At 65.2% G+C, this 12,841-nt stretch carries 17 protein-coding genes and 1 tRNA gene; 4 read left to right on the forward strand and 14 right to left on the reverse strand.

The features are described 5' to 3' along the window. The first annotated feature begins 70 nt into the window (after positions 1 to 70). The 3 genes from ACOZ4I_RS15745 to ACOZ4I_RS15755 all read left to right on the forward strand — a co-directional run bounded on the left by ACOZ4I_RS15745 (position 71) and on the right by ACOZ4I_RS15755 (position 2,442). Positions 71 to 358, forward strand: a complete 288-nt coding sequence (locus ACOZ4I_RS15745) for a hypothetical protein (RefSeq protein WP_424001208.1) — start codon at positions 71 to 73, stop codon at positions 356 to 358. Positions 359 to 1,085: 727 nt separating this feature from the next. After that, on the forward strand, positions 1,086 to 2,045 hold the full coding sequence (locus ACOZ4I_RS15750) for a carboxypeptidase regulatory-like domain-containing protein (RefSeq protein ID WP_424001210.1): 960 nt from the start codon (positions 1,086 to 1,088) through the stop codon (positions 2,043 to 2,045). 67 nt (positions 2,046 to 2,112) lie between these two features. Then, entirely contained in the window at positions 2,113 to 2,442 is a 330-nt protein-coding gene (locus ACOZ4I_RS15755) for a hypothetical protein (protein WP_424001212.1), read from the forward strand. Between the two features lie 366 nt (positions 2,443 to 2,808). Here ACOZ4I_RS15755 and ACOZ4I_RS15760 read toward each other — a convergent pair whose 3' ends face one another. The 14 genes from ACOZ4I_RS15760 to ACOZ4I_RS15825 form a co-directional block, all read right to left on the reverse strand. Beyond that, positions 2,809 to 4,443 (reverse strand): helix-turn-helix domain-containing protein, encoded by a 1,635-nt coding sequence (locus ACOZ4I_RS15760; protein WP_424001214.1) that lies wholly within the window; start codon positions 4,441 to 4,443, stop codon positions 2,809 to 2,811. Beyond that, positions 4,440 to 4,946 carry a hypothetical protein gene (locus ACOZ4I_RS15765; protein WP_424001216.1) on the reverse strand — a complete coding sequence of 169 codons (507 nt, stop codon included), beginning with the start codon at positions 4,944 to 4,946 and terminating at the stop codon, positions 4,440 to 4,442. The genes ACOZ4I_RS15760 and ACOZ4I_RS15765 overlap by 4 nt, the downstream gene beginning before the upstream one ends. Beyond that, complete coding sequence (locus tag ACOZ4I_RS15770) at positions 4,946 to 5,458, reverse strand: hypothetical protein (RefSeq protein ID WP_424001218.1); 513 nt, start codon at positions 5,456 to 5,458, stop codon at positions 4,946 to 4,948. Before ACOZ4I_RS15770 ends, ACOZ4I_RS15765 begins: the two co-directional genes overlap by 1 nt. After that, positions 5,458 to 5,580, reverse strand: coding sequence for a hypothetical protein (locus ACOZ4I_RS15775; protein WP_424001220.1), 123 nt, complete (start codon positions 5,578 to 5,580; stop codon positions 5,458 to 5,460). Before ACOZ4I_RS15775 ends, ACOZ4I_RS15770 begins: the two co-directional genes overlap by 1 nt. After that, complete coding sequence (locus ACOZ4I_RS15780) at positions 5,573 to 5,773, reverse strand: hypothetical protein (protein ID WP_424001222.1); 201 nt, start codon at positions 5,771 to 5,773, stop codon at positions 5,573 to 5,575. The genes ACOZ4I_RS15775 and ACOZ4I_RS15780 overlap by 8 nt, the downstream gene beginning before the upstream one ends. Beyond that, complete coding sequence (locus tag ACOZ4I_RS15785) at positions 5,770 to 6,315, reverse strand: DUF1643 domain-containing protein (protein ID WP_424001224.1); 546 nt, start codon at positions 6,313 to 6,315, stop codon at positions 5,770 to 5,772. Before ACOZ4I_RS15785 ends, ACOZ4I_RS15780 begins: the two co-directional genes overlap by 4 nt. Continuing rightward, positions 6,315 to 6,857, reverse strand: a complete 543-nt coding sequence (locus tag ACOZ4I_RS15790; RefSeq protein ID WP_424001225.1) for a hypothetical protein — start codon at positions 6,855 to 6,857, stop codon at positions 6,315 to 6,317. The genes ACOZ4I_RS15785 and ACOZ4I_RS15790 overlap by 1 nt, the downstream gene beginning before the upstream one ends. Beyond that, the gene (locus ACOZ4I_RS15795) at positions 6,858 to 7,193 is read right to left on the reverse strand and encodes a hypothetical protein (RefSeq protein WP_424001227.1); all 336 of its coding nucleotides are present in this window, start codon (positions 7,191 to 7,193) and stop codon (positions 6,858 to 6,860) included. 173 nt (positions 7,194 to 7,366) lie between these two features. Next, positions 7,367 to 7,438: transfer RNA gene (locus ACOZ4I_RS15800), tRNA-Ala, on the reverse strand. A gap of 152 nt (positions 7,439 to 7,590) precedes the next feature. After that, entirely contained in the window at positions 7,591 to 7,902 is a 312-nt protein-coding gene (gene rpsJ, locus ACOZ4I_RS15805; RefSeq protein WP_004515425.1) for a 30S ribosomal protein S10, read from the reverse strand. Between the two features lie 3 nt (positions 7,903 to 7,905). Next, the gene (gene tuf, locus ACOZ4I_RS15810) at positions 7,906 to 9,171 is read right to left on the reverse strand and encodes a translation elongation factor EF-1 subunit alpha (RefSeq protein ID WP_162413290.1); all 1,266 of its coding nucleotides are present in this window, start codon (positions 9,169 to 9,171) and stop codon (positions 7,906 to 7,908) included. Positions 9,172 to 9,442: 271 nt separating this feature from the next. Further along, entirely contained in the window at positions 9,443 to 9,835 is a 393-nt protein-coding gene (locus tag ACOZ4I_RS15815; protein WP_424001230.1) for a DUF4870 domain-containing protein, read from the reverse strand. Positions 9,836 to 9,921: 86 nt separating this feature from the next. Further along, the gene (locus ACOZ4I_RS15820) at positions 9,922 to 10,869 is read right to left on the reverse strand and encodes a homoserine dehydrogenase (RefSeq protein ID WP_424001232.1); all 948 of its coding nucleotides are present in this window, start codon (positions 10,867 to 10,869) and stop codon (positions 9,922 to 9,924) included. Next, positions 10,866 to 11,399 carry an amino acid-binding protein gene (locus tag ACOZ4I_RS15825; protein WP_424001234.1) on the reverse strand — a complete coding sequence of 178 codons (534 nt, stop codon included), beginning with the start codon at positions 11,397 to 11,399 and terminating at the stop codon, positions 10,866 to 10,868. Before ACOZ4I_RS15825 ends, ACOZ4I_RS15820 begins: the two co-directional genes overlap by 4 nt. 181 nt (positions 11,400 to 11,580) lie before the next feature. On the opposite strand from ACOZ4I_RS15825, the gene ACOZ4I_RS15830 reads away from it, so the two are divergent. Then, positions 11,581 to 12,690 carry a peptidase gene (locus tag ACOZ4I_RS15830; RefSeq protein ID WP_424001236.1) on the forward strand — a complete coding sequence of 370 codons (1,110 nt, stop codon included), beginning with the start codon at positions 11,581 to 11,583 and terminating at the stop codon, positions 12,688 to 12,690. Positions 12,691 to 12,841 lie beyond the last annotated feature (151 nt).

Raw genomic sequence — 12,841 nt, forward strand, 5'->3', positions numbered from 1 at the left:
CGCGCGCGGATCAGATGGGAGCGCAGGGGTCCCCCCGCGGGGGCGCGTTTGGAGGTGCGCTCGCGCGATGATGGCCGTCATCTACGAGCTGGTCCGTGGCCTGCTCGAACTGCTGGCGAGTCACGTCGGATTTGAGGGCATCGCAATCGGAGCGCTGGCGACAGTCGTCGTCGGCCTGTGGTATCTGCGTGAGGCGGCTGATGCGTTCGTGGTCCTCGCTCGGTACTCGCGAGTAGCGTCGCTCATCGGGTTCGTCGTGCTGGTTCTGGTCGTACTCGGGTCGGTGAGCGGCACGGTCGACCTCGGCAGCGCTGCCAGCGTAATCGAACAGACAATCAATCAGTTCGGTGGTCACTAAGATGTTAGGAAGACTCAGAAGCGCGATAAAAGAAGGTACAGTCACTAAAATATCGAAAATTGGGATCGCAACACTGGTCGTAGTGTCTGCCCTTGCGATCCCATTTTCGGGAGGGCCTATCGGAGAAGTGCGAGCGGCATCAGATGTCTACTATGATGACTTTGAAGAGGGTTCTGCGGATGGGTGGAGTGGCGGCTCAATCAGTACATCCAGCTACCACGGTTCCTACTCTTTCAAGCAGTCTGGGTCCGGTGTAATAAACACATGGAATGACGGTCCAACTATCGACACCTCAAATGACAATTATGTGAGAGGGACATTCAAAATGGCGGCTGGTAATCATCAGAGTGAGGGTGGGATAGCGATAAGAAAAGATAGCGGTACTTATATCAAAATTGTGTATGACGACTATAACGGCGAATGGAAATTCTGGAGTGGTGGAAATTTCGTCACACGATTTGGAAGTCCGTCAGCCAATACGTGGTACGACTTCAATATGTCCACCGAAGGTGGGCAAGGCAAGATTAAAATTTGGCCTGCCAGCCAATCAGAACCTTCTGGCTGGGATGTTACAGCCTCGAATAACGGATTCAGCGGTCAGGTCGCGACAGTCACAGACGGGACGGTTCACTTAGACGAGGTCGCTGTAAACTCCGATGTTGCAGACGCTAAGAAATCGACTATATCCGGAGCTCTCACGAATCCGAGCGGGAATCCCATCTCGGGAGTGAACGTCTCGACCGGAACTGGTGTCTCGACGACGACCGACTCGTCGGGACAGTACTCGCTTGATCTCGCGGATGGCAACTACACGATCACGGCGGACTCCGACGAGTACGGCAAACTCTCGAAGGATATCACGGTCGCTGGAAGTGACGTGTCTGGCGTGGACTTCTCGTACGGCTACGAGATGGCGTTCACGCTCGACGACCGAACGAACGCGACGATCTTCGAGGGCGAGGACCCGCGCCTGATCGTCGAGCGACCGGACGGTTCGCTGACGACGACCTCGTTCAACCACAACCAGCGAGCGTTCGTCGGCATGGTCGACATGAGATACTACAATCTCACAGTGACCAGCGACTACCCCGCAGTCTGGGAGGCGAAAGGATTCCTCGCCGTGGAAGCGATCCCTGAGGGGCCGCTGGTGATGGACCCAAGCCTCGGCTGGGATACGAACACGCTCGCAACGCCGACCGAGGGCGCGACGCCGACGTTGGACGAGCGCCTGGACGTGCGGTTTGCCGAGCTGGAATCAGAACTCGGTGGCGACGGAACCGCGGTCACAGTTCAGTCGCCAGAGCCGATGGAACGTGTCGAGTACACGATTCGCGACGACAACGGCACGGCGCTGTACAACGGCTCTCGTGAGTTCGAGGAGCCGACGCGGTTCTATCAGGGCCAACTGTCCGATAACGTGACGAACAACGCATCGCAGGCTGACGATCCGACGCTGGAGTACTCCGGCGAGTACGCAAACGGATCGGCGTTCAACGGAACGACGGACCTGTCGGCGTCGTTCGGAACGGGCGGCGCGTTCGGCGGTCCAACGGGAACGAGCGGCGGTAGTGGCGCATCGACCGGCGGCGTCGTCCTGCTGGCGGGCGGTGCTGCTATCGCGGCGTATCGCTTCCGGCGACCGCTCGTCAGTGCGGCATCGAGCGCGGTCGGGAGGATCACCGGCTGATGACCACGCTAGACGTGCCGCTGGCCGACCACGTGCTGGGCATCTCACGGGCGACGGAGGGCGAACAGTGAGCGCACCGACGATCTCCGACACGAAGTTCGGGACAGCGACGGTGTATCTCGGTCTGGCGGCAGTGGCTACCGTCTTGGTCGGCCCGCTCGTGATGAACGAGATTCTGGCATACGGGCTCGCCGTGGCGCTCGGAGCTGGTGCGCTGGGCTCGACAGTCCTCGAATCCATCGCTGCACCGACGCCGGGGAAACTGCTGTTCCTGGTCGGCTTCGGCTTGCTCGTCGGGCCGGTGTTCGTCGATGCGGCCCCGTTCAAACTGTTCTGGGGTGCGTTCCCGGCACTGGCGTTGGCACGCTACTACCGGATGCAGGAGGTCAGGCCATGAGCGAGCCCGCCGAGCGGTTCCTGGTCGCCTGCGTTCGGTGCGCCGCGGAACAACGGCGGACAGGCTGGTGTCCGGCCTGCGGCCGCCGTCGGTAACTCTTTCTAACGACCTCCGTTTCGCGTGCTTCAACTGGAGTCTGCGGTGCGGGGCGGGGGTGTATTTTTGCGCCCCGCAGGGGCGTGGCCTTAGCCACACCTCCTAAGGGGGTTTGCCCGCGGGGCGGGACCGCGACCAGCGCGGCACCGCCGCTGAGACCGAAACGAGACCAAAACCGACTCGACCCGAAACAGGGGTTCAGGGGTCAAACGCGGGATTACTTATAAAGAACCAGTCCGCTGGACAGTGATGCCTCTCAGCCGTCGGGCGTTACCGGAGGGTCCGAACCGGGCGCTCGTACCGGGTGCCGTCGATGCTGACCACGGCGATCGCGTCCAACAGCGTCGCCGGGTCGCGACCGTCCGCCTTCCAGGCGCGCACCATCTCGCCGATCACATCGCCCACGAGCGGCTGGTTCGTCGACTTCAGCTCTGACAGCACCGTATCGATGCGCACGACTGGCCGCTGACCCTCGTGGTCGGGCGCGTCGAACTCCGCGCCGTACTTCGCGAGCCACCGATCGAACGCGCTCGACGCCGACTGCCGAACGTCCATGTCGACGATCCGCGCCGCCCGATCGGCGGCCGAGTCGATCGCGTGCTCGACGGACTCGACGAGCCCGCGAACCTCCTGTCGGAGCTTCTCGGAGACGAACCGAACGTGGCCGTTGTCGCTGGTGATGACGCCCTCCAGCCGCTGGAGCATCCGGTAGACCGTCGACACCGACGTGTCGGTCGCGTCGGCCAGCTCCTGGGCGTGCATCCCGCCGTCGGTCGCGAGCGTCTCGGTCAACTGCTCGTCGGCCGGGGTCATGTCCCGAAGGACGGTCAACAGGAGGTGCTCCTGCTGGGCCTCCAGGCGCGGCAGCGGGTCCTCGTGAATCGGGACCGGTGAGTCAGCGGGAGCCGCCTCGAAGTGGTCGTCGGCGACGAACGTCGTCCCACCGGCCTCGGTCGGTACGCCAGCCCACGAGAGCAGCGACAGCAGGCGCTCGTCGAGTTCTTGAATCACGTCGTGGCGATCGGCCCACGAAACCGAGCCCGTTGCGGTCCGACCCGCGACGAACTTCACTCCGAGCTTCGGGTGATACAGCGGATCGTCAGGAGTGAAGTTCTCCGGGTTCTCCGGCAAGTAGCTCTTGATATTGCCGCCGAGTCGATGCTGAGGAACCAGTTCCTGAGCACTCACAGACCCGTGTTTGAGGATATGGTGATGGCCACGTTCCTCCTCGTTGTCCCACTTGTACTCGCCGGCTGTTCCGGCCGCGTCCGACAGGAGCATCGTCAGCCGGTCGAGCACGCCACCAGTCCCGATGAGCTTCTCGTTCATCGAGCGCGTGAGCCGCAGATACTCTTCGACAGCGGTAACATGGCCGTCGAACGGCGCGTCGAAGTAGCCGTGATAGAGACCGACACCAGCGTCGTCGGCCAGCTCGAAGATCGCCCGCGCCAGCAGGCCTGGGAGTTCGTCGAGGTCGATGTTGGACGGCTGGGCGTGGACGCTCACACCGGACTCAGCCGTACTGTGGTGGAACGGGAACGTCAGCGTCTCCCCGTCCGGTTTTCTCATCTCCGGGAAGCGCGGCGAGACGTTGAAGTTGCACTTGCGCTCGCCCTCGCCGTCGACGTGGATGTCGAACTCGTAGAGCGTGTCGCTGTCGACCGGATCTCTCGGCCGCGGGGCGATGCCCGAGGTCGAGTAGTTCAGTCGGAGGTCGCACACTTCGCCGTCGATGACGACCTCGGAAACCTCGGTGTAGCCGTCGCACTCGTTGATGAGCAAGTCCGCGAGCGCCCAGTAGGGATCGAGCCCGTCGTAATCGACAGCCTCGCTGTTCCCGTCGTCGACGGGGCCGTAGTACAGCCACGCGTCGGCCTCGTGGATGTGCGGGTCGACGTGCGTCACTGCTCTTCCCCTCCGTCGGTCGCGAACGCACCGAGCGTCGAGGTCTCCGTTTCCGGACTCGTCTCGCTCGTATCGACGCCACCGGCCTGGTAGCTCTCGACGAGGCGCTGGGCGGCCGCCTCGCGGCGTTCCCGCAGGTCGGCAGCCGTGACCCCGTCCTCGCCGTCGCAACACTCACACGGACGACGTGGGCCACAGGGCAGCCGGTCAGGTCGCTCACCGTGGAGTTCGAGCCACTCCTCGCGCTGATCGAGACGCTGCATGATCTTCGCCCGCGGGTCCCGATCGTCGCGAGCGGCCAGCCGGCGCTCGACCGCTCGCCAGGCTCGAACGCGCTGGAGCGAGTCCATGCCGTCGATGAGATCGAACACCATCTCGCGACGGTCCGCGTGCGACAGCAGATCCCAGTCGAGCCACCGAGCGGGGTCTTCACCGATCTGATCGCGGAGACGGTCGCAGTGCAGCCGCTCGCGGCGGTCGCTGGACTGATTCGTCGACGGCATTACGCACCGTCGCCTCCGACGATCTCGGGATCGAGGATCATCGACCAGCGGAGCTGGGCGCACGTTTCCTCGCGACGATCGACGGCGTACCACCGACCGCGCAGGTGCTCGTCGATGATGCTCGCGGGCACGACAGCGATGGCGACCAGTTCCTTCGCGGCGTCGGACTCGTAGACCGCCAGCAGGTACGTCTCTGCCTGATCGACGAGCCAGCCGTGCTGGCCGCCATCGCGGCCTTTGAAACACCAGGAGCCGTGGGCCGTCGCCGAGCCCTTCGACCGCTCGCGAACGCAGGCCTTGATCTCCAGACGCGAGCCCGCTTCGACGAGCGGCGTCGCCCAACGAACGGGCACGCCAGCCGTCACCGTCGAGGGTTCGAACAGCCCGGTCGCGACCGCGTCGAAGTGGTCGTCCTCGTCGGCGGCCGCGTCGAGCGTGTCGATCGCGTCGACGACCAGCGTCTCGATGTCCGTCCCGATCGCCTTCGGCTGGGCGAACGCGTCGGTACTCATCAGGCGACCCTCCAGAACCGCGAGAAGTGGTCGCGGCTGGTCCAGGGCTTGACGCTCGCGCCGCCGCTGCCGTAGGCCCAGACGGTCGCGCCCAGCAGGTGCACGCGGGTGATGCTACGCACCGGAATCACCTCCCGTGAGGTCCTCGTCGGCACGGAACAGTCGCGACGAGTCCTTTCCGGTCGAGCAGCGCGGGCAGAGTTCGTCGGTGACGGGCTCGCCCTCGTCGTCGGGCTGGTTCGGACGGAGGTAGCGATAGCGCTTGTCCGTCGGCGTCTCCTCACCGCAGCCGTCGCAGTCGAACGTGGCGCTCACCGCGACCCCTCCTGGTCGGTGTCCGTGTGTAGACACTGCTTGTTCCACGGCTCTGGCTCTGCATCCGACGGCTGGTAGAGCGGGTGAACAGGGTGGCCATCCTTCGTCGTCCCCAGCGCGTACAGATCCGCATCGAGCATCTCGGCGACTCTGCGGCCGCGGTCGCGGTAGGCACCGTTCGTGCCCCAAGCCGCGATCACGAGCTCAGCATCCTCGCAGATCTCGTAAAGGTGGAAGATATTGTGCGGACCGGCGGGGTCGTCGCACTCCCGGAGCGTATCGGGGTCGGGGCTCCGTTTTGCGAACAGGTTGCCGACGACGATCGAGCCGTAGCCCCAGTCCTTCGCGTACCCGATGCACCGGCGAATCGTCGGATCATCCTCCGTCTCGTCGGCGGTGGAGGGATTCAGCATGATCCACGCCAGCGTCGGCTTCTCGGCGTCCCAGGTCCGGGTTAGCCGGTATCGGTACTCTCGATCGTCGGAGAGGACCGCGTCGGCTCGGTCGTCTTGAAGCAGCGAGTGCTCAGTACCGTCCGACATCAGGCCACCTCCCCGAGACTGACTTGTCGATGGCTCTTGCCGTCTTTCAGCCGCTCATACTCACGAATCGTCTGAAGGCGGTCACCACTCTCCACGTTGTGAACATCTCGAAGGTGCGCCTCCCGGTCACGCCAGTCGAGACAGGTTTCTCGTCCGGCTTTTGAACAAAGGCTGCACTGGTAGGTCCCATCTTCCTTCCGGGAGAGAGTGACGCCACTCTTCCGGAAGCAGCTGTCGCAGAGGCCGAACACGTTACGTCCGACGGCATCTCCACAGGACCGGCATCGTTCAGTACCGTCCGCAGACTGCCCGCCGTCGGTCATCGGCTCGCCGCCGTCGGGACGGGCGAGACTGTCGCGGTTCGCTTTCGCGCGAACGCGGTTGGCCTGCCGGGGCTGGCGTTCACAGAAGTGTCGCCAGATGAGCTGCCACTGCCGCTCACAGGGGCCGCACATCTCACGCGTCTCGCCGTCGGGCCAGCGCATCCGCCAGGTGCGGCCGATGTCGCCGCAGGACTCACACAGGTCGTCGTGTGAGACCATCTACGCGTCACCTCCCTGTTTGTCCCACTCGAACTCGTGGTCGAGCGACGTGGTGGGATCGGCGAGCTTAGCGGCGAGATTCTGGTCGGGATAGTCGTGATTCCCGAACTCGCTCGTGTCGGCGTCGTCGCCGGTGTCGACACTCCGGTGGAGCTTCGACCCGTTTTTCGCGGTAAACAGGAACGTCTCGACGCCTTTCTCGTCGACGGTCGCCTCGCCGTCGGGGAAGCACTGACTACAGAAGTCGAAGTCGGCGACACGCGTCGAGTCGACGGCGGTCCGCTGCCAGCGCCCATTCGCCAGGCACGGCGTTTCCAGCGTGACCTCCGGCGTCACGCTGACCACCCGGAATCACTCTGCGATTCGCCAGACTGCGAACGGGTGGCTCCCGAACAGTCATGGACTCTCGACAGATGGGGTGATAGTTCCGGGGTTGGCGAGTTGAACTTTAGCGTCTTGGAGTGAGAGACGCGAGAATCATGGACCCTCGAAAGAGGGTTTATTTCAGATGGACTCGCCGGGATTTGAACCCGGGGCCTCTTCCTTGCGAAGGAAGCGATCTGCCACTGATCTACGAGCCCGCGCAGTCTGCCACTCGAACGCGGAGTTGTAAAAACCCTGCGTGTGAGAGCGGCCTTCGATAGCGATTCACACTGTGTCGGGGCGTGTCCCGGCCAGCGGTTCGGGCGGACACGGCTGGGGCGTCGCGGGTACGACGCGCCGTGGGGTCCGCTCAGTCCTCGAGGACGATCTCGATAGAGACGTCGTTGGGAACCTGGATGCGCATCAGCTGGCGCAGTGCCCGTTCGTCGGCGTCGATGTCGATGAGCCGCTTGTGGACGCGCATCTCCCAGTGTTCCCACGTCGCGGTCCCCTCACCGTCGGGGGACTTGCGGGTCGGGACTTCGAGCGTCTTCGTGGGGAGCGGAACCGGACCGGAGAGTTCGACGCCGGTCTTGTTCGCGATCTCCCGCACGTCGGCGCAGATGTCGTCGAGGTCCTCGGGGCTCGTGCCCGCGAGCCGAACGCGTGCCTGCTGGGACATGCGTTATCGCTCGTTGACGCTGAGGACTTTGCCGGCGGCGATGGTCTGACCCATGTCGCGGATAGCGAACGAACCGAGCTCCGGGATCTCGGAGGACGGCTCGATGCTGAGCGGCTTCTGGGGTCGGACCGTGACGACGGCGGCGTCTCCGTTCTGGATGAAGTCGGGGTTCTCCTCGGCGACCTCGCCGGACGACGGGTCGATCTTCTTGTCGATGGACTCGACAGTACAGGCGACCTGTGCCGTGTGGGCGTGGAAGACCGGGGTGTACCCTTCGGTGATGACGCTCGGGTGCTGCATCACGACGATCTGGGCCTGGAACGTCTCGGCGACCGACGGCGGGTCGTCGGCGGGGCCACAGACGTCGCCACGGCGGATGTCGTCCTTGCCGACGCCGCGGACGTTGAACCCGACGTTGTCACCGGGCTCGGCCTTCGGGACTTCCTCGTGGTGCATCTCGACGGTCTTGACCTCGCCGGAGACGTCAGACGGCTGGAAGCTGACGTTGTCGCCGGTGTTGAGGATGCCGGTCTCGACGCGGCCCACCGGGACCGTACCGATGCCGGAGATGGTGTAGACGTCCTGGATCGGCAGTCGGAGCGGCGCGTCCGTCGGCGGCTCCGGGGCCGGCAGGTCGTTGAGCGCTTCCAGCAGGATTTCGCCGTCGTACCAGCCCGTGTGCTCGGACTCTTCGGCGATGTTGTCGCCCTCGAAGGCGGAGACGGGGATGAACTTCGCGTTCTCCGTGTCGAAGCGGACCTGGTTCAGGAGGTCCTTGACTTCCTCGACGACGCTCTTGTACTCGGCCTCGCCGTAGTCGACGAGGTCCATCTTGTTGACGGCGACGATGAGTTCGCCGATGCCCAGCGTGCGGGCCAGGAAGACGTGCTCCTGGGTCTGCGGCTGGACGCCGTCGTCGGCTGCGACGACGAGCACGGCGTTGTCGGCCTGGCTCGCGCCGGTGATCATGTTCTTCACGAAGTCGCGGTGGCCAGGACAGTCGACGATGGTGAAGTCGTAGGCGTCCGTGGTGAACTCCTGGTGGGCGATGTCGATGGTGACACCGCGCTCGCGCTCTTCGGCGAGGTTGTCCATGACGTAGGCGAACTCGAAGCCGCCCTTGCCTTTCTCCTCGGCCTCTTCCTTGTGCTGTTCGATGACGTGCTCAGGTACCGATCCTGTCTCGTACAGGAGTCGGCCGACGAGCGTGCTCTTCCCGTGGTCGACGTGGCCGATGATGGCCAGGTTCTGGTGTTGTTCGTCGCTCATTGTTATCTCTCACGCGCAGGGGCGCTGTATCGGGTTTGTTGGCTGGTGGTTCATAAAACGATTTCGAAAGCGTGTAAGCGTCAGGCCGTCGCTTTCCTGCGATTCGGCAGGCAATGGCATGGTGACGGAAGTCACCCCTGATCCCTCGACGTGCGGTTGCCCCCAGCAGGGGCCTACTCGACCGCACACGGGATCTACCGACGGCGTCGTCACTCTCCGAACGCTGTGGCACCTGAAAACGACGTAATCGAAAGCGACACCGGCTGTGGGTTCACACCGAGGATTCGAGCGAGCGCGCGATGTCAGCGAAGACGGGCAGCTCGACGGTCTCTCCGGTGAATGCTTTGTACGCCAGAAACACGAGGCCGAAGAAGATGACGAGATTGACGAGGCTGATCAGGAGGCCAATTCCGGCCGCAACGATCGTCGGGAGCAGTCCGAGCGTGAACGAGATGGCGAACCGAACGACGTAGAGACCGATGGCGAAGGCGACACTCTGGGCTGCGTTGAACCTGACGAACTCGTTATCGTCTTCCATCACCAGAAAGACGATACCGAGGATCGGAAGGAGGTAGCCGACCGCCGCCGCGAGCGTAGCCGAGAGCCCGAAGACCGTATCATCTGCGTTCGCACCATTCCCCATGGAACTTGTTTCCGTTGCCATATTGGCCTAAACTATCGTCTGCTGCCATAACATTTTTGCAATGCAAATACGATTATATTTTCCCAAATCGTCCCGAGACCAGCGTCTCACTCCAGTCGGCCGACGTCCGCGAGGACGGCACTCGCCGTCTCCGGGCCGCCGGCACCGCGCCCGGAGATGTTGAGCTGACCGGCGTGTTCGGTCTCCAGCTGGGCGATGTTTCGCGTGCCGGAGACGGCAAGGGGTGCGTTCTCGGGGACGAGCCGGGGGCCGACGCGGACGGAGCCCTCGACGACTTCCGCGATGAGCCGGACCGTCCGGCCGTCCTCGCGGGCGAGTTCGAGCGCGCTGCCGGTGATCTCCTGAATCCCCTCGACGTCGGCGTCGTCGAGCGTGTACTCCGTGCCGTCGTCGGCGAGGACGTTGGCGACGATGACGCCCTTCAGCGCGGCGTCGGTCCCGTCCACGTCGAAGGTCGGGTCGGCCTCGGCGACGCCGAGGTCCTGGGCCTCGGCAAGGACGTGTTCGTAGTCGAGCCCCTCGGTGGCCATCCGCGAGAGGATGAAGTTCGCCGTGCCGTTGAGCACGCCGCGGACGGCGGTGATGTGTCTCGGGTCGAAGTCGGCGATCGTCGAGAGGATCGGCATCGCCCCGCCGACGGTCGCCTCGAACAGCACCGTTCCCTCGCTCTCGCGTTCGAGGGTGCGGACGTCGGCGTAGCGCTCGGCGACCGGCCCCTTGTTCGCCAGCACGACGTGGCGGTCGCGTTCGAGCGCGGCCTCGACGTGGCCGAACCCGGGCTGGGCGTCCCCGAGCGTCGTCGGCGTCGCCTCGACGAGCGCGTCGTAGTCGGCAGACAGCGCCTCGTTCGGCGCTCCGTCCCCGACGACGCCGTCGACCCGTTTGCGCTCCAGAACGGCGTCGGTGTCGATGCCGTCCGCGTCGACGACGGCGCTGCTGGAGTCGGCGAAGGCGGTGACGGAGTGGCCGTAGTCGGCGGCCAGTTCGACGACGGAGCTCCCGACCGCACCCGCACCGATCACGGCGAGTCTCATCGGTCACCTCCCGCCGCGAGCGGCTCGATGACCCGCAGGTCCTTCTCGTCGGCGACGGTCCGGACCGCCGACATGGTCCGGTCGACGGCCCCCTCCTCGGTTGCCAGTCGGATCCGGGCACTGGACTCGTCGGTCGTCCCCGCCGGGGCCGCCAGCGAGAGATCGGTCACCGTCGCGTCCGAGGACTCGTGGATCCGCGAGAGCGTATCGGAGAGGTCGGTGTTCACGAGGTGGCCGGTGAGGACGACCGTGAGCGCCTCGCTGTACTGCTCGGCCCCCGCCTGGATGACGTTGATGCCCGCGTCCCGTAGCGCGTCGACGATCCCGTCGAACCGCTCGGGGGTCGCCTCGAGGTCGACCTCCACGGGGATGTGCCCCCGCGGGGTCACGTTCCCTCGCTCGTGAAAGATCGAGAGGAGGTTCCCGCCGTTGTCGGCGATGGGTTCGAGCGCTCGCAGCAGCTCGCCCGGCTCGTCGACCAGTTCCAGCCGAACTGTGTAGGACTGCACCTCGTCGGTCGAGTCGCTCATCGCCCGCTCACCTCCTGGAGATCTCGGTTCATTGTGGGTGACTCAGCAGGGGCACGTATAAGAAACCGTCCGTTTGGTCGGAGACGGCGGTGCGAAGGCGTCGATACCGCCGACCGACAGCCGGCGACCGTGACAGCCCCTTGGCGCTACATTTTTGCCGCGGCGGCGAGGCGTGTCGTTCGTGTACGCCCTCCAGGCCAATCCGCCGTCGATAGCGGTTGCAGTGGCGACCGCGGGTGTGTTGCTGGTCGTCGCGTTCGTCCTCGGACTCGTCGGGAGCGCGGTCGCGCGCCGGCTCTCGAACCCCGTCTCGAAGTACCGCCTGCTGTACGGCGGCGTGATCCTCCCGTTCGCGCTGCTCGCGTACGTCGTCGTGCGGTCCACGGGGTTCGGTCCGGCGCTACTCGGGACTGCGCTCGCAGACGGGTCGACGCTGCTCGGCGCGCTCCTCACTGCCTTCCTCGAACTGTTCGCCGCCGGGCTCGTCGGTCTCGCGGCCTACGCACCCACCGTCCGGGGCGTCCGCGAGGCCCGCAATATCGACCTCTCGACCGGGCGGGCGCTGGCACGGATGACGCGCTGGGTCCTCGGCGTCAGCGTCGTCGCCGCAGCGGTCCTCGTCCCGCTCGAACGCGGATCGTCGACGATCGTGACGATGGCGCTGCTCGCGGTCTTCGTCGGCGGCGTCCAGGTGGCCGCGCCGTGGATGATTCCGCTCCTGCGCACGACGCGGCGACCGACCGACGCGGCGGCCGATCGCCTCGACACACTCCGGGAGCGCGCGGCCCTCTCGGTCCGAGACACCCGCGTCCTCGAAACCGAGAGCGAGGAGACCGCGAGCGCGACCGTCCGCGGGCCGCCCGGCTACCGGCGGCTGTTCGTCACGAGTACGTTCCTCGAGGCCTTCGACGACGAGACGGCGACGGCCTTGCTCGCGATTCAGGCCGGTCGAATTCGCACCCGCGTCCTCGCGCGGACGATGGGGACGGTCCTCGCCGCGGTCGTCCCGCTGTTCGTCCTCTTCGAAGACGTGGGTCCGACGCTCCCGCTGCTCGGCGCGAGCGTCGCAGCGGTCCTCGGCGGCCTCTGGCTCACCCGCCGCGGCGTCCGCGCGGCGGACGACGACGCCGCCGAGCGGGTCGGTCCCGACACCGTCGCCGACGCGCTCGAACGGTACGCCGCCGTCCACGAGATGGAGCCCAATCGCCGCAGGCTCTCGAACCCGCTCTCGAAGACGCCGGCGCTCGGCGACCGGATCGATCGGTTGCGGGCGCAGGAAACAGCCAGGTAGCAGAAAGCGAGTGGGGAAAGTGGGTGGAAGCGATAGGTTGCGGCACGGACCGCATACCGCGCGCCGACGGCGCGCGGTTTCACTTCTCGCGACCAGCGGGAGCGAGAAGGGAGTTTTTCGCGTAGATTTTTACGAACCCGCTCCCCGCAGC

The organism is Haloarcula salina, from assembly GCF_049603855.1.
In the GTDB taxonomy this organism is placed as follows: domain Archaea; phylum Halobacteriota; class Halobacteria; order Halobacteriales; family Haloarculaceae; genus Haloarcula; species Haloarcula salina_A.